Here is a 16,572-nt window from a genome sequence, read left to right on the forward strand (position 1 = left end):
TCCTTTGGGACCAGGGGTTACAGGGAGTCGATGATCTTCGCGAGGTGGGCCAGGCTGCGCTCGGTGTCCCGCCGGGGTACGTCGTCGGGGCTCTCCGCGCCGAGAGCGGTGTCCTGTTCGAGGACGTACCAGCCGTCGTAGCCGGCCGCCTGGACGGAGCGCACCATCGACGCCACGTCCACGTCCCCCTCGCCGAGCGGGGTGTAGATGCCCCGCCCGACCGCGTCGGTGTAGCCGAGCCGCCCCGCGCGGACTTCGGCCGCCAGGTCCGCCCGGACGTCCTTCAAGTGCACGTGCTTCACCCGCTCGGGATACCGCTTCGCCAGCTCGACCGGATCGGTCCCGCCGATCATCAGGTGCCCGGTGTCGAGGCACAACCCGAGCGGGGAATCGGCGAGGAAGCGCTCGACCTCGGCCTGCTGCTCCACGTGCGTCCCCACGTGCGGGTGCAGCACGGTGCGCAGGCCGTGGGCGGCGGCGATGTCGTGGATCTTGCCCGCGGTCTCGACGAGCGTCGCCCATTCGGCGTCGGTGAGCTTCGGGCGTTCGTCGTAGCCGTCGAGCCCGGTCGCGGCGGCGAGCACCAGGACGTCGCCCCCGCACGCGGCGAACAGCGCGGCGGACTCTTCGGCTTCCTTCAGCGCGTTTTCCTGGTTTTCGTGCAGGACCACGGCGAGGAAGCCGCCGACGAGCGTCAGGTCGTACCGCCCGAGCAGCTCCCGCAGCTCGGCCGGGTCGCGCGGGAGGTAGCCGGGCGGGCCCAGCTCGGTCGCCTGGACGCCGAGCGCCGCCATTTCGCCGAGCACGGTTCCCGCGTCCAGCACCCGGCCCCAGCCCGGGACTTCGCAGACACCCCAGGAAATCGGCGCGGCGGCTACTCGGATCGTCGCTGTCACAAGGGGCCTCCGGTGGTCCGTTGGAGCGCTCTATTGATTAGAGCGCTCTAATCTTGTAGCGTCGGTCACAGCAAGTCAAGGCCGAGTTTTCCGAGATCAGGGGGTGTCGCGTGCGTCCGACCATGGAGGACGTCGCCGCCAGGGCGGGCGTTTCGCGCGCGCTGGTGTCCCTCGTGATGCGGAATTCGCCGAAGGTCTCCGACGCCCGGCGTGCCGCGGTCCTGCGTGCCGCCGAAGAACTCGGCTACCAGCCGCACGTGATGGCGCGGTCGCTGGCCAGCCGCACGTCCACCGTGCTCGGCGTGATGGTGAACGACCTGCGCAACGCCTTCTTCGCCGACATCGTCGAGGAGCTGGACAGCGCCGCGCAGGCCGCGGGCTTCGACCTGATCCTCAACACGGGCGGCCGCAGTCCCACGCGCGAGTGGAACGCCCTGCACAACCTCCTTTCCTTCCGTCCGGCGGGGATCATCCTGCTCTCGCCGGTCGTCCCGGCGGCGTCGATCCAGATCGCGGCGAAGCAGTGCCCGGTGGTGCTGGTGTCGCGGACCATCCGGTCGTCCACAGTGGACACCGTGAACGACGACGGCGAGGCGGGCTCCGCGCTGGCGGTCGACCACCTGGCCGGCCTCGGGCACCGCCGCATCGCCCACCTCGACGGCGGTGGCGCGGCCGGCGCGGCCCAGCGGCGGCGCGGCTTCGAAGCCGCCATGCGGAAGCACGGCCTGGAGCCGATCGTCGTGCGCAGCGAGCACACCGACATCGGGGGCGAGACGGCCGTGCGGGAGCTGCTCGCCACGTACTCGCGCGCCGACCTGCCGACCGGTTTGGTCTCCGGCAACGACTTCAACGCCGTGGGCGCGATTTCGGCCCTGGAAGAAGCCGGGCTGCGCGTGCCGGAGGACGTGTCGGTCGTCGGCTACGACAACACGTCGCTCGCCGCGCTGCGGCACCTTTCGCTGACCACAGTGGACCAGTCGCGCACCGACATGGCCAGGCTGGCTTTCGCGGCGCTGCTCGAGCGCGTCCGCGGGGAGCGCACGGAGCCGGTCCGGCACCTGCTGCACCCGTCTCTCGTGGTCCGCGCGACCACCACCGAAGTTTCCGCTGCTACAGGAGGAGCACCACGATGAGGTTGGGACTGGCGGGCACCGGCCGGATCGGCACCGCGCACGCGGAGACGCTGAAGGGCTTCGAGGAGGTCGAGTCGGTCGTGGTGGCCGACGTCGACCCGGCGCGGGCCGCCGCGGCCGCCGCGAAACTGGGCGTGGAGACGGCTTCTCTCGACGACCTGTTCACCGCGGGGATCGACGGACTGGTCGTCACGGCGGCGACGGACGCGCACCCGGGCCTGATCATCGCGGCGGTCGACGCGGGCATCCCGGTGTTCTGCGAAAAGCCGGTGGCCGCGGACATCCCCGGCACGCTGGCCGTCATCGACCGCATCGGCGCTTCGGACGTCCCGGTGCAGATCGGCTTCCAGCGCCGGTTCGACGCGGGCTACGCGGCGGCGCGGGCCGCGGTCGCGTCGGGCGAGCTGGGCTGGCTGCACACGCTGCGCGCGACGACGTTCGACCCGGCGCCCCCGCCGGCGGAGTACGTCGCCCACTCGGGTGGCCTGTTCCGCGACTGCGGCGTCCACGACTTCGACGTCGTCCGCTGGGTCAGCGGCCGCGAGGTCGAGGAGGTGTACGCGATCGGCGCCAACCGCGGCGAGCGCTTCTTCGCGGACGCGGGCGACGTCGACACGGCGGCGGCGACGCTCACCCTGGACGACGGCACCCTGGCGACGGTGTCCCTGACCCGCTACAACGGCGCGGGCTACGACGTGCGCCTGGACGTGCTGGGTTCGGTGTCGGGCGTGGTGGTCGGCCTGGACGACCGCGCGCCGCTGCGCTCGGTGGAGCCGGGGGTGCCCCCGCTGCCGGGCCCGGCGTACCCGGGCTTCATGGAGCGCTTCCGCCCGGCGTACACGACCGAGCTGCGCGCGTTCCTGGACGTCGTCGCGGGCCGCGCGCCCTCGCCGTGCGTGGCGGCGGACGCGCTGGAGGCGTTCTACATCGCGGAGGCGTGCGAGGTGTCGCGCCGCGAACGGCGTCCGGTGAAGCTGGCGGAGGTCCGGCGCTGAAACCCGGTCGCGCGCCGGGCGGCCCCGCGGGCAGACTCCGGGCGTGCTCGCCCTGACCCCGCTCGACGAGGCCGCCCTCGCGCGGCTGCTCGACGCCGCCGTCGCCGGAGCCGACCCGCTGGACGTCATGCCCCCGGTCGAGGGCCCGCCCGGCTGGACACCCGCGCGCCGGACGGCGTTCCTCGACTTCCACCGCGGCCGCTGCCTCGACCCGGCCACGGCGGTCGAGCGCACGTGGGTGGTCGACGCGGACGGCACCGCGGTGGGCGCGGCCCGCCTGGAACGCCACGGCGACGCGGTGGAGGCGGGGATCTGGCTCAGCCGCGACGCCCGGGGCCGCGGGATCGGCCGCGAGGTGATGAAGCTGCTGCTGGCCGAGGCCCGCTCGACCGGAGCAGCCCGCATGATCGCGTCGACGACGGCGGGCAACGGCGGCGCCCGAGCGGTGCTGACCGGGCTCGGCGCGGCGCTCACGATCGAGGGTGACGAGGTGCGGGCAGTGCTCAGGCTGTGACGCGCCAGTGCTCCACGATCCGCCCGTCGCGCAGGCGCTCGATCTGCATCTGCCGCACCGGTTCCGGGCCGAAGCCGTGTACCAGCAGGTGCGCGGCCACCAGATCGCCGTCTTCCAGGAGGTGGACCTCCTCGAAACGCAGGTCCGGCGCCTGCCGCCGGAGGTCCTCGACGATCGGCTTGAGGCCCTCGGGCCCGCGCGGCGGGTCCGGCAGGCTCGGGCTGTGGTTGACGTACGCGGGGTCGATGAGCTCGTCGAACGCGTCGAGGTCACCGCGGTTGAAGGCGGCCAGGTAGCGGCGGACGACATCGGTGTTGGTCATGCCCGCCAGGCAACCAGCGTCCGGGCCGGACCGGAAATACGTCATTTATGCTGAAGCCGTATGAATGGGTTCGAGGCTTTCGTCGCGGTCGCCGAGGAGCTCCACTTCGGCCGCGCCGCCGATCGGCTGGGCGTCAGCCAGCCGACGCTCTCGCGAGCGGTCGGCGGGCTCGAACGCGCGCTCGGCGTCACGCTCTTCGACCGCACCACCCGCCGCGTCGCGCTGACGCCCGAAGGCGAGGCGATGCTGCCGGATGCCCGCACCGCCGTCGACGCCACCCAGGCCGCGCGGCGCCGGGCCCGGCGGGCCGGGGCGCTGGTCGTGGTGTCCAAACCGGACGGTGACGGTGGGCTCCTGCCCGGCATCCTCGCGGAATTGGCCGAGCCCGCGGAGCTGCTGTTCGCGACCACGGGCGACGAAGCCGCGAACATGCTCCGCGACGGCCGCGGCGACGTCGCGCTGGTGGCCGCCCCCTTCGACCGCACCGGCCTGGACGTCGAGCAGGTCCGGGCCGAGCCCCGCGTCGCCGCCCAGCCGCGGGGACGGGAAGCGACGACGCTGACCGAAGTCCTCGCTCGCCCGGCCGTCACGTGGCCCGGCGTCGACGAGCGTCTCGACGCCTACTACCGCGCCAGAGACCGCGAAACCGCCGGTTCGCCGCCCGCGCGGTACGGGCCGCCGGCGAAGGACCTGGCCGAGGCGCTGCGGCTGGTGGAACTCGGCCAGGCGGTGACGTTCCTGCCGGAGTCGGTCGCCCGCCGCTACCCGCGCGACGGGATCGCCTACCGGCGCATCGAGGGCCTCAGCGACGCCCGGCTGCAGGTGGCGTGGCCGGAGACGTCCCGCTCACCGCGGGTGGCGGCGTTCGTGCGGGCCGCGCTCCGCCAGTAGCGGCAGGATCTCCGTCTGCACGTACTCCAGCGCGTCCCGCGAAGGCTCGATGTGCGGCCCCTGCACCCAAACCACCCCGTGCCGGACCGCCGCGCCCGTGACCCGCTCTCGCAGCGGACCCACCACCCCCGCGCCCAGCACCAGCGCGTCCACGACACCCAGCCGGGACAGCACCGCTTCTTCCGAAGCGACGCCGTCCGCGGCGAGACCCGCCGCGGACAGCGCCGCCGTCACCCTCGAGACCGTGGCCGGGTTGCGGCCGAACAGCAGCACCTTCATGCCCCGAGCCTCACACCTCAAGCGCACCTGAGGTCAAGTGCCGTGAAGGCCTCCTTGCCGGGCAAAAAAGCCGGTAAGGAGGCCTTCACGGACTTCAAGACAGCTCGAGCGTGGGGGAGTACATCTCGATCCAGTGGTACAGGTCGAGCACCCGGTCCAGGCCGATGCGCATGGCCGGGTCCATGGTCGCCGGGTCCACTTCGGACGCCCGGTGCGCCCACGCCCGGTCGACCAGGCCGAACACCTCGTGCTTCGGCTCCGCCAGTACTTCCTTGACCTGCTGCTGCAGCGCCGCCGCGTAGCCCGGGTCCTGCGTCGACGGGTACGGGCTCTTCACCCGCTGCGCCACCGATTCCGGGAGCACGTGCTTGGTCGCGTGCCGCAGCAGGCTCTTCTCCCGGCCGTCGAACGTCTTCAGCGACCACGGCGTGTTGTAGACGTACTCGACCAGCCGGTGGTCGCAGAACGGCACGCGGACCTCCAGGCCCACCGCCATCGACGCGCGGTCCTTGCGGTCGAGCAGCATCCGCACGAACCGGGTCAGGTGGAGGTTGCAGATGGTCCGCATCCGCGCCTCCTGCGCGGACTCGCCGTCGAGGTGCTCCACCGCGGAAACCGCCGATGCGTACTGGTCGGCGATGTAGGTCTCGACGTCGAGGTTCTTCACCAGCTCCGGCGTGTACAGCGACGCCCGCTCGTCCATCATCGACGTCCGGAACGCCAGCCACGGGAACGTGTCGGCGTTGACGGCCTTTTCGTCGTGGAACCAGCGGTAGCCGCCGAACACCTCGTCGGCCGACTCGCCCGACAGGGCCACCGTCGACTGGCCGCGGATCGCCTTGAACAGCAGGTACAGCGACGTGTCCATGTCGCCGAGGCCGGCCGGGATGTCGCGGGCCCGCAGCACCGCGCGCCGGACCTCGGGGTCGGTCAGGTCGCCCGGGTTGAGCATGACGTCTTCGTGCGCGGAGTTGACCAGCTGGGCGACGTCCCGCACGAACGGCGAGTCCGCGGTGTCGCGCATCTCGTCCGGCTTGAAGTTCTCCTCCTGGCCGAAGAAGTCGACGGAGAACGTCCGCAGCTGCTCGCCCTGCTCGGCCAGCCGCGCGGCGGCGAGCCCGGTGACGGCGCTGGAGTCGAGCCCGCCGGAGAGCAGCACGCACCGCGGGACGTCCGCGACGAGCTGGCGGTTGACGATGTCGGTCATCAGCTCGCGCACGCGCGCGACCGTCGTCTCCTGGTCGTCGGTGTGCTTCTTCGCGTCCAGCTTCCAGTACGTGCGGGTCTTGATGCCCTCGCGGGACACGGTGACGATCGTGCCCGGCTGGACCTCTTCCATGTCCTTCCACAGCGACCAGCCCGGCCGCTTGGTGAAGCCGGCCAGCTCGCGGAAGCCGTCGAGGTCGACGACCTTCTTGGCCAGCGGGTTGGCCAGGATCGCCTTGGGCTCGGAGCCGAACAGGACGCCGTCGCGGGTCGGGTAGTAGTAGAACGGCTTGATGCCCATCCGGTCGCGGATCATGACGAGCCGGTCGTCGCGCTCGTCCCAGATCGCGAAGGCGTACATGCCGTTGAGGTGGTCGACGACCTCGTCGCCCCACTGCAGGTAGCCGTGCAGCACGACCTCGGTGTCGCTGTCGGTCTCCCACTGGTGGCCGAGCTTGGTCAGCTCTTCCTTCAGCTCGGTGAAGTTGTAGGCCTCACCGCTGTAGACCATCGCGACGTCGCCGTTCGGCGTGCGCACCGACATCGGCTGACGGCCGCCGGGCAGGTCGATGATGGCCAGCCGCCGGTGGCCGAGCGCGACGTTGCGGCGCACCCAGGTGCCTTCGTCGTCCGGGCCGCGGCAGGACATGGTCGCGGTCATCGCGTCGACCACTTCCTGGCGGCGGGTGAGGTCGGCGTCGTAGGAAACCCAGCCGGCGATACCGCACATAGGTGATCCCCTCTCCCAAAGATTTGCTTAGCCGATACAACTATCGGTAACACAGGTGTAACACGCGCTGTAGATCTTGTCTGCCCGAATTGCACGTTCCGCACTTGTTCGGTCACGCGTTGTGTCGTGAGTCACTGGCCAACTGCATGCAGTCACATCAGGGCAAACGTTTGCGTGACCGCCGCCACCAGCCATAAAGACCGCGTAAATGCGTGTCAGGAACGCATCAAGGCGCCATCAGCCGCGGGTCCGGGCGGGCCGGGGGAGCCGCACAGTGAACGGCGTCCGGTCACCGAACCCGGTGGCCCGTCTTGAGAGGTGCCTGTGGCCGACTTGCTCTACGCCGTCCTGCTGATCGGCGTGTTCGTGGTGCTCGCGCTGGCACTGCGCGGGATGGAAAAGCTGTGAGCGCGGCCAACGTCGCCGGCGGAGTGCTGGCGCTCGGCCTCCTCGTGTACCTCTTCGTCGCGCTGATCAAGCCGGAGAAATTCTGATGTCCGACACTACGGCCGGGCTCATCCAGCTCGGCCTGCTGCTCGCCGCCCTCGCCGCGGTCTACCGGCCGCTCGGCGACTACCTGGCGCACGTCTTCTCCACCGAGAAGCACCTGAAGCTCGAAAAGGGCCTCTACCAGCTCTTCCGGGTCAACCCGGACTCCGAACAACGCTGGCCGACCTACGCCGCCGGCGTGCTCGGCTTCTCGTTCGTCTCGGTCGTCCTGCTCTACCTGCTGCAGCGCCTGCAGCCGCTCCTGCCGTGGAACCTCGGCCGCGGCGCGGTGAGCCCCGGCGTCGCCTTCAACACGGCGATCTCGTTCGTCACCAACACGAACTGGCAGTCCTACGTCCCCGAGACGACGATGGGCCACTTCGTGCAGATGGCCGGGCTGACGGTGCAGAACTTCCTGTCCGCGGGCGTCGGCCTGGCCGTGGCGATCGCCGTGACGCGCGGGTTCGTCCGCGCGAAGACCGACCGCCTCGGCAACTTCTGGGTGGACCTGACGCGCGGCACGATCCGCGTCCTGCTGCCGATGGCGTTCGTGTTCGCGCTGGTGCTGGTCGCGCTCGGCGTCGTGCAGAGCCTGAAGGCCGGGGTGGCCGTCACCAACCCGGACGGCAGCCACAGCACGATCGCGCTGGCCCCGGCCGCGAGCCAGGAGGCGATCAAGGAACTCGGCACCAACGGCGGCGGCATCCTCAACGCCAACTCCGCGCACCCCTTCGAGAACCCCAACGCGTGGTCGAACCTCGTCGAGCTGTTCCTCATCCTGGTGATCCCGGTCAGCCTGACCCGCGCGTTCGGCACGCTCGTCGGCGACCGCCGCCAGGGCTACGTCCTCCTGAGCGTGATGGGCCTGCTCTGGGCCGCGTCGCTGGCGATCATCTGGTTCTCCGAAGCCCACGCGAGCAACCCGGCGGCGCTGGCCGCGGGCGCGAGCACGGAGGGCAAGGAACAGCGGTTCGGCATCGGCCTGACGTCGCTCTTCGCCGACACCACCACCGGCACCTCGACCGGCGCGGTCAACGGCGCGCACGACAGCCTTTCGGGGCTCGGCGGCGGGGGACCGCTGCTGAACATGCTCTACGGCGAGATCTCGCCCGGCGGCGTCGGCACCGGCCTGTACGGCATCCTCGTCATGGCGATCATCGCGATGTTCCTGGCCGGCCTGATGGTCGGGCGCACCCCGGAGTACCTGGGCAAGAAGCTCGGCAAGCGCGAGGTCACCTGCGCGGCCATCGCCATGCTCGCGATGCCGACCGTGGTGCTTCTCGGCTCGGGCATCGCTCTGCTGCTGCCGGACACGGCGGGGGCGCTCGGCAACGGCGGCGCGCACGGCCTGTCCGAGATCCTGTACGGCTACGCGTCCACCGGCAACAACAACGGCAGCGCGTTCGGCGGCCTGACCGCGACGAACGACTGGTTCCAGTCCTCGTTCGGCGTCGCCATGGCGATCGGCCGGTTCGTGCCGATCCTCGCCGTGCTCTGCCTGGCCGGTTCCCTGGCCGCGCAACGCAAGGTGCCGGAAACCGCCGGGACCCTGCCCACCACCGGGCCGCTGTTCGCCACCATGCTCACCGGCACGGTGGTGCTCGTCGCGGCCCTCACGTTCATCCCGGCGCTCGCGCTCGGGCCCATCGCGGAGGCACTCGCATGACCGTCGGCGCCGGGGTGTTCAGCCCCCGCCAGCTCTGGACGTCGCTCCCCGACGCGTTCCGGAAGCTCAACCCGAAGCACCAGCTCGGCAACCCCGTGATGTTCGTGGTGTGGGTGGGATCCGCGCTCACCACGGTCTTCGCGGTCATCGACCCGAGCGTGTTCACCGTCCTGATCGCCGTGTGGCTGTGGTTCACGGTCCTGTTCGCGAACCTGGCCGAAGCCGTCGCCGAGGGTCGCGGCAAGGCCCAGGCGGAATCCCTGCGGCGGTCGAAGAAGGAGACCGTCGCGCGCCGCCTCACCGCGACCGGCACGGAGGAGCAGGTCCCGGGCGTCGAGCTGAAGATCGGTGACCTGGTCGTCGTCGAGGCGCGCCAGGTGATCCCCGGTGACGGCGATGTCGTCGAGGGCATCGCGACCGTCGACGAGTCGGCCATCACCGGCGAGTCCGCCCCGGTCATCCGCGAGTCCGGCGGCGACCGCAGCGCCGTCACCGGCGGCACGACCGTGCTGTCCGACCGGATCGTCGTGCGCATCACCACGAAACCGGGCGAGTCCTTTGTGGACCGCATGATCGCGTTGGTGGAAGGCGCTTCGCGGCAGAAGACGCCGAACGAGATCGCGCTGACCATCCTGCTCTCGACGTTGACGATCATCTTCCTGCTCGCCGTCGTCGCGCTGCAGCCGATGGCCCGCTACTCCGGGTCCGAGCAGTCGGTGATCGTGCTGACCGCGCTGCTCGTGTGCCTGATCCCGACGACGATCGGCGCGCTGCTGAGCGCCATCGGCATCGCGGGCATGGACCGCCTGGTCCAGCGCAACGTCCTCGCGACGAGCGGCCGCGCGGTCGAGGCCGCGGGCGACGTCTCGACGTTGCTGCTCGACAAGACCGGCACCATCACCTTCGGCAACCGCCGCGCGACCGAGCTGATCCCGGTCGGCTCGTCCACACCGGACGAACTCGCCCGCGCCGCCCGGCTCGCCAGCCTCGCCGACGAGACGCCCGAAGGTCGCAGTGTCGTCGAACTGACCGAGGCTTACGCGGCCCAAGACGAATACGGCGAATTCGTGCCCTTCACCGCACAGACGCGGATGTCCGGCCTCGACATCGGCGACCGCCGGATCCGCAAGGGCGCGGCTTCAGCTGTCCGGGCCTGGGTGCGCGACAACGGCGGCGACTTCCCCGACGAGACCGAGCGCGTCGTCGACGACATCAGCGCCCAGGGCGGGACCCCGCTGGTCGTCGCCGAGGACGCCGTGGTGCGCGGCGTGATCCGGCTGTCCGACGTCGTCAAGCCGGGCATGAAGGAGCGCTTCGAAGAGCTGCGCGCGATGGGCATCAAGACGGTGATGATCACCGGCGACAACCCGCTCACCGCCAAGGCCATCGCGGCGGACGCCGGTGTCGACGACTTCCTCGCCGAAGCCAAGCCCGAAGACAAGATGGCCCTGATCAAGAAGGAGCAGGAAGGCGGCAGGCTCGTCGCGATGACCGGCGACGGCACCAACGACGCCCCCGCGCTCGCGCAGGCCGACGTCGGCGTCGCGATGAACACCGGCACCTCGGCCGCCAAGGAGGCCGGGAACATGGTCGACCTCGACAGCGACCCGACGAAGCTGATCGAGATCGTCGAGATCGGCAAGCAGCTGCTGATCACGCGCGGCGCGCTGACCACGTTCAGCGTCGCCAACGACCTCGCCAAGTACTTCGCGATCCTGCCCGCGATGTTCACCGGCATCTACGCCCAGCTGGGCGGGCTGAACATCATGCACCTGGCCACGCCGAAGTCGGCGATCCTCTCCGCGGTCATCTTCAACGCGCTGATCATCGTCGTGCTCATCCCGCTGGCCCTGCGCGGCGTGCGGTACAAGCCGTCGTCGGCCTCGGCCCTGCTGCGCCGCAACCTGCTCGTCTACGGCCTCGGCGGGATCGTCAGCCCCTTCCTCGGGATCTGGCTGATCGACCTGCTCGTGCGCCTCATCCCCGGAATTGGGTGAAGTGAAGTGAACACGCTCGTCAAGCAGACCTGGGCGGGGCTGCGCGTCCTCATCGTGATGACGGTCCTGCTCGGGATCCTCTACCCCCTCGCGGTGTGGGCCATCGCGCGCATCCCGGGACTGGAGTCCAACGCCGAAGGCTCGGTCGTCACGCGGAACGGGCAGGCCGTCGGTTCGTCGCTCATCGGCGTCGACCCGGTGCCCGCCGACCCCGCGCACGACCCGTGGTTCCACACCCGGCCCTCGGCGGCCACCCCCGAGATGCCGTCCGGCGCGTCCAACAAGGGCCCGTACAACGAGGACCTCGTGAAGGCCATCCAGGAGCGGCGGGCCGCCATCGCCCAGCGCGAAGGCGTGTCACCCGGCCAGGTGCCGCCGGACGCCGTGACGGCGTCGGGTTCCGGCCTCGACCCGGCGATCAGCGTCGCCTACGCCGACCTCCAGGCCGCGCGGGTCGCGAAGAACACCGGGCTGCCGCTCGACGAGGTGAAGCAGCTGATCGAAGCGAACACGAGCGGAGCCGGGATCGGCGTGCCGGGCGTGACTGTGCTCCCGCTCAACTTGGCCGTGCAAGCCGCGGCCGGAGGGGCACACTGACAGCGTGACCACCGAGAACAAGCCGCGCCGAGGGGAGCTGAGGATCTACCTCGGCGCGGCTCCGGGCGTCGGCAAGACGTTCGCCATGCTCGGCGAAGCACGCCGGCGGCTCGACCGCGGCACCGACGTCGTCGTCGGGCTGGTCGAGACGCACGGCCGCGCCAAGACGGCCGCGCTGCTCGACGGCCTCGAGACCGTCCCGCGGCGGCACGCCGAGCACCGCGGCCGCGCGTTCGACGAGATGGACGTCGACGCGATCCTGGCCCGCGCGCCCGAGGTCGCCGTCGTCGACGAGCTGGCGCACACCAACGTGCCGGGCTCGCGCAACGCCAAGCGCTGGCAGGACGTCGAGGAACTCCTGGAAGCGGGCATCGACGTGCTGTCCACGGTCAACGTGCAGCACCTGCAGAGCCTCAACGACGTCGTCGAGCGGATCACCGGCGTCACCCAGCAGGAGACCGTGCCCGACGAGGTCGTCCGCCGCGCCGAACAGCTCGAGCTGGTCGACATCACGCCGGAGGCGCTGCGACGGCGGCTGGCCCACGGCAACGTCTACCCGGCCGAACGGATCGACGCCGCCCTCGGCAACTACTTCCGCCCCGGCAACCTGACGGCGCTGCGCGAGCTGGCCCTGCTCTGGGTGGCCGACCAGGTCGACGTCGCCCTCCAGCGCTACCGCGCCGAGCAGCGGATCACCGACACGTGGGAGGCGCGCGAACGCGTCGTCGTCTCCATCACCGGCGGCCCGGAAAGCGAGACGCTCATCCGCCGCGCCAGCCGGATCGCCACCCGCGCCGGCGCCGAGCTGCAGGTGCTGCACATCCTGCGCGGCGACGGCCTGTCCGGGATCGGCCCGACCGCGATGGCCCGGTGCCGCACCCTGGCCGAGGAGGTAGGGGCGACCTTCCACACCGTCGTCGGCGACGACGTCCCGGCCGCGCTGCTGGACTTCGCCCGCGGCGTCAACGCGACCCAGCTCGTCCTCGGCACCTCACGGCGTTCGCGGGTGGCGCGGCTGTTCGACGAGGGCATCGGCGCGTCGGTGGTGCGGCGGTCGGGGCCGATCGACGTGCACATGGTCACCCACTCCGAAGCCGGCGGACGGCTGCGCGCCCGGCTCGGCGCGAGCCCGCTGGGGTTCTCGCGGCTGGTCGCGGGCTGGGTGCTGAGCTTCGTGCTGCCGGTGCTGGTCACCGTCGTCGGGTTCTTCATCCCGGCTGGTCTCGACTTCGCCACCGACGTCATCTCCTACGTGCTGGCCACCGTGGTCGTGGCGCTGGTCGGCGGCCTCGGCCCGGCGCTGGTCGCGGCCGTGCTCGGCGCCGGGCTGCTCAACTTCTTCTTCACCCCGCCGCTGTACACGCTCAACGTGCACACGCCGCAGAACCTCGTGACGCTGATCGCGATGGTCGTGGTCGCGGTGCTCGTCGCCCTGGTCGTCGACCAGGCGGCGCGGCGGGCCACGCAGGCGGCGCGGGCGCGGACCGAAGCGGCGCTGCTCGCCTCCTACGCGAAGACCGTGCTGACCCATGCGAACCCGATCGAGCGGCTGCTGGAGAAGGTGCGGGAGAACTTCACGCTGACCTCGGTGACGTTGCTGGAGAAGCAGGAAGGCGTGTGGCGGTCGGTGGCGTGCGCGGGGGAGCACCCGTGCGCCGACCCCGACGAAGCCGACATCGACATCGCCGTGACCGCGGACGTCCACCTGACCCTGCGCGGCCGGACGCTGCCCGCGGCCGACCGGCGGGTGCTGGAAGCCGTGGCGGGGCAGGCGCTGCTCGCCCTGCGCCAGCAGCGGACGGCGGCCGCCGCGGCCCGCGCCGAGCGCAAGGCCGAGGCGACCGAGCTGCGCACGACGTTGCTCTCGGCCGTCGGCCACGACCTCCGGACGCCGCTGACGTCGATCAAGGCGTCCATCGGCAGCCTGCGCGCCCCCGACCTCGAACTGTCCGAAGAGGACACCGCGGAGCTGATGGAGGCCATCGAGCTGTCGGCCGACCGGCTCGCGGGGCTCATCGACAACCTCCTCGATTCGTCGCGGCTGGCCACCGGCGCGGTGCGGCCGCACCTGCGGCCGGTGGGGTACGACGAGGTGGTCGCGCACGCCTTGTCCACTGTGGACTCCTCGGACTCGGTGCGGGTGGCGGTGGACGACCGGCTGCCGGCGGTGCTCGCCGACCCCGGCCTGCTGGAGCGGGTGGTGGCGAACCTGCTGGACAACGCCCTGCGGCACGGCGGCGCACCGGTGTCCGCGCGGGCGTCGGCCCACTCGGGGTTCGTCGAGCTGCGGATCGTCGACCACGGCCGCGGGCTGCGGAAGGGCGCGGCGGACTCGGCGTTCGCGCCGTTCCAGCGCCTGGGCGGCGACCGCGACACGACCCCGGGCGTCGGGCTCGGGCTGTCGGTGGCGAAGGGCTTCACCGAGGCGATGGGCGGCACGATCCGCGCCGAGGACACCCCGGGCGGCGGGCTCACGATCGTGGTCTCGCTGCCCGCGCACAGCGTCGAGTTCCAGGAGGAGGGGGTGCGATGAGCGACCCGGGCGCCACCGTGCTGGTGGTGGACGACGAGCCGCAGATCGTGCGGGCACTGCGGATCAACCTCACCGCCCGCGGCTACAAGGTGATCACCGCGCACGACGGCACGGCCGCGTTGAAAGCGGTGGCCGAAACCAAGCCGGACGTCGTGGTGCTCGACCTCGGGCTGCCGGACCTCGACGGCACGGAGGTCATCGCGGGCCTGCGCGGCTGGACGACGGTCCCGATCATCGTCCTGTCCGCCCGCGGCGACTCGGCGGACAAGGTCCAGGCCCTCGACGCGGGCGCGGACGACTACGTGACGAAGCCGTTCGGCATGGACGAGCTGCTGGCCCGCCTGCGCGCGGCGGTCCGCCGCTCGGCCGTGACCGGCGTGGACGGCGTCGAGGCGGTGGTGGACACGGCGTCGTTCAGCGTGGACCTCGCGGCCAAGCGCGTCCGCCTGGCCGACGGCTCGGAAGTCCACCTGACGAAGACGGAGTGGGGCGTGCTGGAGCTGCTGGTCCGCAACCGCGGCCGGCTGGTGGCGCAGAAGCAGCTGCTGCACGAGGTGTGGGGCCCGTCGTACGAGACGGAGTCGCACTACCTGCGCGTGTACCTGGCCCAGCTGCGGCGCAAGCTGGAGCCGGAGCCGTCGCGGCCCCGGCACCTGCTCACCGAACCCGGCATGGGCTACCGCTTCGAGGCCTGAGCGGCTGGGTACCCGGCCCGGCATGGACGGGTCGAAGACGTGGCTGCTCGGCGGTGAGCGCATCCCGCCGGTGATCGTGCTGACGCTGGCGGTGGGCGCGACGTTCGGATCGTTCGGCTTCCTCTTGACGGCCTTCGCCGGTGATGCGGTCGGCTGGACGAGGTGGCTGCGCATCGCGGCGGCGGCCGCCGGCGTCCTCCTCACGGTCTACCTGTGGCGCCTGTTCGCCCACCGCCTGCGCCGCGGCGGCTGATCAAGGTGGCGGCCAGTGCCGCGTCCGAGGTTCGTGGGGAGTCCCCGGGACGAGCGCCCCAAGGTGGCCTTCGGTGCGTTGAGTCGGCACTGCGGCGCGGCCCGCCTCCGTTGAGGGCGGTGGCGGGGGCATGGATGGAGCACCCAAGGCGGCCTTCGGTGCGTCAGACGCAACCAAGGCCACCTTGGGGCGCTTGCCCCGGGCGCCACCCAACCTGCGGTGCGGCCGCTAGAACCAGAACGTCGGCTGGTCGATCCCGAACCGCAGCTTCGCGTACCGCTTCGAGGCCGCCGTCGAGAAGTAGATGTGCTGGGACGCCGCGTGGAGGTCGCGGAAGCAGCGCTGGATCGGCTGGTCCGCGTGCAGCGCGCCCGCACCCGCGAAGCCGAACGCGGTGTTCACCGCGCTCAACGCCGCCCGCATCGCCTGCTGGGTCGCCAGCAGGAACTGCCCGCGCCGGGCCGTGTCCGGGACGTCGCCCGCGCACGCCGTCTCCCACAGCTCGCCGAGGGCGTCGAAGACGAACGCGCGGGCCGAGCGCAGCTGTCCCTCCGCGCGGGTCAGGGCGATCTGGACGTCGCCGTCCTCGGCGATCGGTCCAGGGCCCGGCGGGCGGAACTTCGCCGGGGCGAACGCCGTGAACTCGTCCAGCGCGCGGCGCGCGATGCCGAGCGGGACGCCCGCCATCATCGTGCCCACCAGCGTGAAGAACGGGAACCGCCACTGCGGGCCGTCGTGGCGCGCCGGGTTCGTGAAGGGGGACGTCGTGTGCTCCGCGCGCACCACCGCCTCGATCTCGACGTCGTGGCTGCCGGTGCCGCGCAGGCCGGTGACGTCCCAGTTGTCGAGCACCCGCACCCCGGCGGCGGGGACGAACGCCAGCCGCCAGTCGCGGGGGTCGCCGTCGGCGAAGGCGCCGCCGAAGAACAGGTCCGCGTGCGGGCTGCCGCTGCAGAACGCCCAGCGCCCGGTGAGGCTGAACTTGCCCTCGCCGTCCCCGGTCAGCCGGCCCATCGGCGCGAACACGCCGCTGGCGATCGGGTCCGGGGCGGCCGCGAGCAGGTCCGCCGCGGCGGCCGGGTCGAGCCAGGCCAGGAACGCCGAGCCGTTGCCGATCATGATCGTCCAGCCCGCCGAGCCGTCCGCGCGGCAGAGTTCTTCGACCACTTCGACGACTTCGGCGGGCGGCAGCTCCAGCCCGCCGAGCGCCCGCGGCGTCGCGAGCCGGAACAGCCCGGCGGCGCGGGCCCGCTCGACCAGGTCGCGGGGCAGGGTCTTGAGCTCCTCGGCCTCGACGGCGCGGGCGCTCAGCTCGGGCGCGATCTCCCGCGCGGCGGTCACGGCGCCGGTGGTGGCTTGTCCCATCATGGTCAACG

The 16,572-nt window shown here is 71.7% G+C and carries 16 protein-coding genes; 11 read left to right on the plus strand and 5 right to left on the minus strand.

The window, feature by feature from the left end; genetic code table 11:
• Positions 1 to 17: 17 nt before the first annotated feature.
• A complete protein-coding gene (locus EIY87_RS05425) occupies positions 18 to 896 on the minus strand; it encodes a TIM barrel protein (RefSeq protein ID WP_125306517.1) in 879 nt (292 codons plus the stop codon).
• A 122-nt stretch (positions 897 to 1,018) separates the two neighbouring features.
• On the opposite strand from EIY87_RS05425, the gene EIY87_RS05430 reads away from it, so the two are divergent.
• The 3 genes from EIY87_RS05430 to EIY87_RS05440 are packed head-to-tail and all read left to right on the plus strand — an operon-like array spanning position 1,019 to position 3,538.
• On the plus strand, positions 1,019 to 2,029 hold the full coding sequence (locus EIY87_RS05430) for a LacI family DNA-binding transcriptional regulator (RefSeq protein ID WP_125306686.1): 1,011 nt from the start codon (positions 1,019 to 1,021) through the stop codon (positions 2,027 to 2,029).
• Positions 2,026 to 3,024, plus strand: a complete 999-nt coding sequence (locus EIY87_RS05435) for a Gfo/Idh/MocA family protein (RefSeq protein ID WP_191983960.1) — start codon at positions 2,026 to 2,028, stop codon at positions 3,022 to 3,024. The genes EIY87_RS05430 and EIY87_RS05435 overlap by 4 nt, the downstream gene beginning before the upstream one ends.
• Before the next feature lie 43 nt (positions 3,025 to 3,067).
• Positions 3,068 to 3,538 carry a GNAT family N-acetyltransferase gene (locus EIY87_RS05440; RefSeq protein WP_225439736.1) on the plus strand — a complete coding sequence of 157 codons (471 nt, stop codon included), beginning with the start codon at positions 3,068 to 3,070 and terminating at the stop codon, positions 3,536 to 3,538.
• Here the strand turns inward: EIY87_RS05440 and EIY87_RS05445 are convergent.
• Positions 3,528 to 3,860: an ester cyclase gene (locus EIY87_RS05445; RefSeq protein WP_125306518.1), complete on the minus strand. Its 333-nt coding sequence runs from the start codon at positions 3,858 to 3,860 to the stop codon at positions 3,528 to 3,530. The genes EIY87_RS05440 and EIY87_RS05445 overlap by 11 nt on opposite strands.
• Before the next feature lie 60 nt (positions 3,861 to 3,920).
• Between EIY87_RS05445 and EIY87_RS05450 the strand changes: the two genes are divergently transcribed.
• On the plus strand, positions 3,921 to 4,751 hold the full coding sequence (locus EIY87_RS05450; protein WP_125306519.1) for a LysR family transcriptional regulator: 831 nt from the start codon (positions 3,921 to 3,923) through the stop codon (positions 4,749 to 4,751).
• On the opposite strand, the gene EIY87_RS05455 is transcribed toward EIY87_RS05450, so the two are convergent.
• Together EIY87_RS05455 and asnB are read right to left on the minus strand one after the other, a co-directional pair.
• On the minus strand, positions 4,707 to 5,030 hold the full coding sequence (locus tag EIY87_RS05455) for a hypothetical protein (RefSeq protein WP_125306520.1): 324 nt from the start codon (positions 5,028 to 5,030) through the stop codon (positions 4,707 to 4,709). The two genes, EIY87_RS05450 and EIY87_RS05455, sit on opposite strands and share 45 nt — an antisense overlap.
• A gap of 94 nt (positions 5,031 to 5,124) precedes the next feature.
• On the minus strand, positions 5,125 to 6,966 hold the full coding sequence (gene asnB / locus EIY87_RS05460) for an asparagine synthase (glutamine-hydrolyzing) (RefSeq protein ID WP_125306521.1): 1,842 nt from the start codon (positions 6,964 to 6,966) through the stop codon (positions 5,125 to 5,127).
• A gap of 404 nt (positions 6,967 to 7,370) precedes the next feature.
• On the opposite strand from asnB, the gene kdpF reads away from it, so the two are divergent.
• Genes kdpF through EIY87_RS05495 form a run of 7 tightly spaced genes read left to right on the plus strand, consistent with a single transcriptional unit; the run spans position 7,371 to position 15,196 of the window.
• The gene (gene kdpF / locus EIY87_RS05465) at positions 7,371 to 7,460 is read left to right on the plus strand and encodes a K(+)-transporting ATPase subunit F (protein ID WP_125306522.1); all 90 of its coding nucleotides are present in this window, start codon (positions 7,371 to 7,373) and stop codon (positions 7,458 to 7,460) included.
• The gene (kdpA, locus tag EIY87_RS05470) at positions 7,460 to 9,121 is read left to right on the plus strand and encodes a potassium-transporting ATPase subunit KdpA (protein ID WP_125306523.1); all 1,662 of its coding nucleotides are present in this window, start codon (positions 7,460 to 7,462) and stop codon (positions 9,119 to 9,121) included. Before kdpF ends, kdpA begins: the two co-directional genes overlap by 1 nt.
• Positions 9,118 to 11,118, plus strand: a complete 2,001-nt coding sequence (kdpB, locus tag EIY87_RS05475) for a potassium-transporting ATPase subunit KdpB (RefSeq protein ID WP_125306524.1) — start codon at positions 9,118 to 9,120, stop codon at positions 11,116 to 11,118. Before kdpA ends, kdpB begins: the two co-directional genes overlap by 4 nt.
• 6 nt (positions 11,119 to 11,124) lie before the next feature.
• On the plus strand, positions 11,125 to 11,715 hold the full coding sequence (locus tag EIY87_RS05480; RefSeq protein WP_125306525.1) for a potassium-transporting ATPase subunit C: 591 nt from the start codon (positions 11,125 to 11,127) through the stop codon (positions 11,713 to 11,715).
• Positions 11,716 to 11,719: 4 nt separating this feature from the next.
• Positions 11,720 to 14,248, plus strand: coding sequence for a sensor histidine kinase (locus tag EIY87_RS05485; RefSeq protein ID WP_125306526.1), 2,529 nt, complete (start codon positions 11,720 to 11,722; stop codon positions 14,246 to 14,248).
• The gene (locus EIY87_RS05490) at positions 14,245 to 14,943 is read left to right on the plus strand and encodes a response regulator (RefSeq protein ID WP_125306527.1); all 699 of its coding nucleotides are present in this window, start codon (positions 14,245 to 14,247) and stop codon (positions 14,941 to 14,943) included. Before EIY87_RS05485 ends, EIY87_RS05490 begins: the two co-directional genes overlap by 4 nt.
• Positions 14,944 to 14,965: 22 nt before the next feature.
• Complete coding sequence (locus EIY87_RS05495; protein ID WP_125306528.1) at positions 14,966 to 15,196, plus strand: hypothetical protein; 231 nt, start codon at positions 14,966 to 14,968, stop codon at positions 15,194 to 15,196.
• A 228-nt stretch (positions 15,197 to 15,424) separates the two neighbouring features.
• On the opposite strand, the gene EIY87_RS05500 is transcribed toward EIY87_RS05495, so the two are convergent.
• The gene (locus tag EIY87_RS05500) at positions 15,425 to 16,564 is read right to left on the minus strand and encodes an acyl-CoA dehydrogenase family protein (protein WP_125306529.1); all 1,140 of its coding nucleotides are present in this window, start codon (positions 16,562 to 16,564) and stop codon (positions 15,425 to 15,427) included.
• Positions 16,565 to 16,572: the final 8 nt, after the last annotated feature.

Source organism: Amycolatopsis eburnea (genome assembly GCF_003937945.1).
Classification (GTDB): domain Bacteria; phylum Actinomycetota; class Actinomycetes; order Mycobacteriales; family Pseudonocardiaceae; genus Amycolatopsis; species Amycolatopsis eburnea.

Bases quoted from the DNA above. Each gene is read 5' to 3' on its own strand.
- EIY87_RS05500 (WP_125306529.1), bottom strand. From the start codon at position 16,564: ATGATGGGACAAGCCACCACCGGCGCCGTGACCGCCGCGCGGGAGATC.
- EIY87_RS05435 (WP_191983960.1), top strand. From the start codon at position 2,026: ATGAGGTTGGGACTGGCGGGCACCGGCCGGATCGGCACCGCGCACGCG.
- EIY87_RS05430 (WP_125306686.1), top strand. From the start codon at position 1,019: ATGGAGGACGTCGCCGCCAGGGCGGGCGTTTCGCGCGCGCTGGTGTCC.
- EIY87_RS05445 (WP_125306518.1), bottom strand. From the start codon at position 3,860: ATGACCAACACCGATGTCGTCCGCCGCTACCTGGCCGCCTTCAACCGC.
- EIY87_RS05450 (WP_125306519.1), top strand. From the start codon at position 3,921: ATGAATGGGTTCGAGGCTTTCGTCGCGGTCGCCGAGGAGCTCCACTTC.
- kdpB (WP_125306524.1), top strand. From the start codon at position 9,118: ATGACCGTCGGCGCCGGGGTGTTCAGCCCCCGCCAGCTCTGGACGTCG.
- asnB (WP_125306521.1), bottom strand. From the start codon at position 6,966: ATGTGCGGTATCGCCGGCTGGGTTTCCTACGACGCCGACCTCACCCGC.
- EIY87_RS05490 (WP_125306527.1), top strand. From the start codon at position 14,245: ATGAGCGACCCGGGCGCCACCGTGCTGGTGGTGGACGACGAGCCGCAG.
- EIY87_RS05495 (WP_125306528.1), top strand. From the start codon at position 14,966: ATGGACGGGTCGAAGACGTGGCTGCTCGGCGGTGAGCGCATCCCGCCG.
- EIY87_RS05455 (WP_125306520.1), bottom strand. From the start codon at position 5,030: ATGAAGGTGCTGCTGTTCGGCCGCAACCCGGCCACGGTCTCGAGGGTG.
- kdpA (WP_125306523.1), top strand. From the start codon at position 7,460: ATGTCCGACACTACGGCCGGGCTCATCCAGCTCGGCCTGCTGCTCGCC.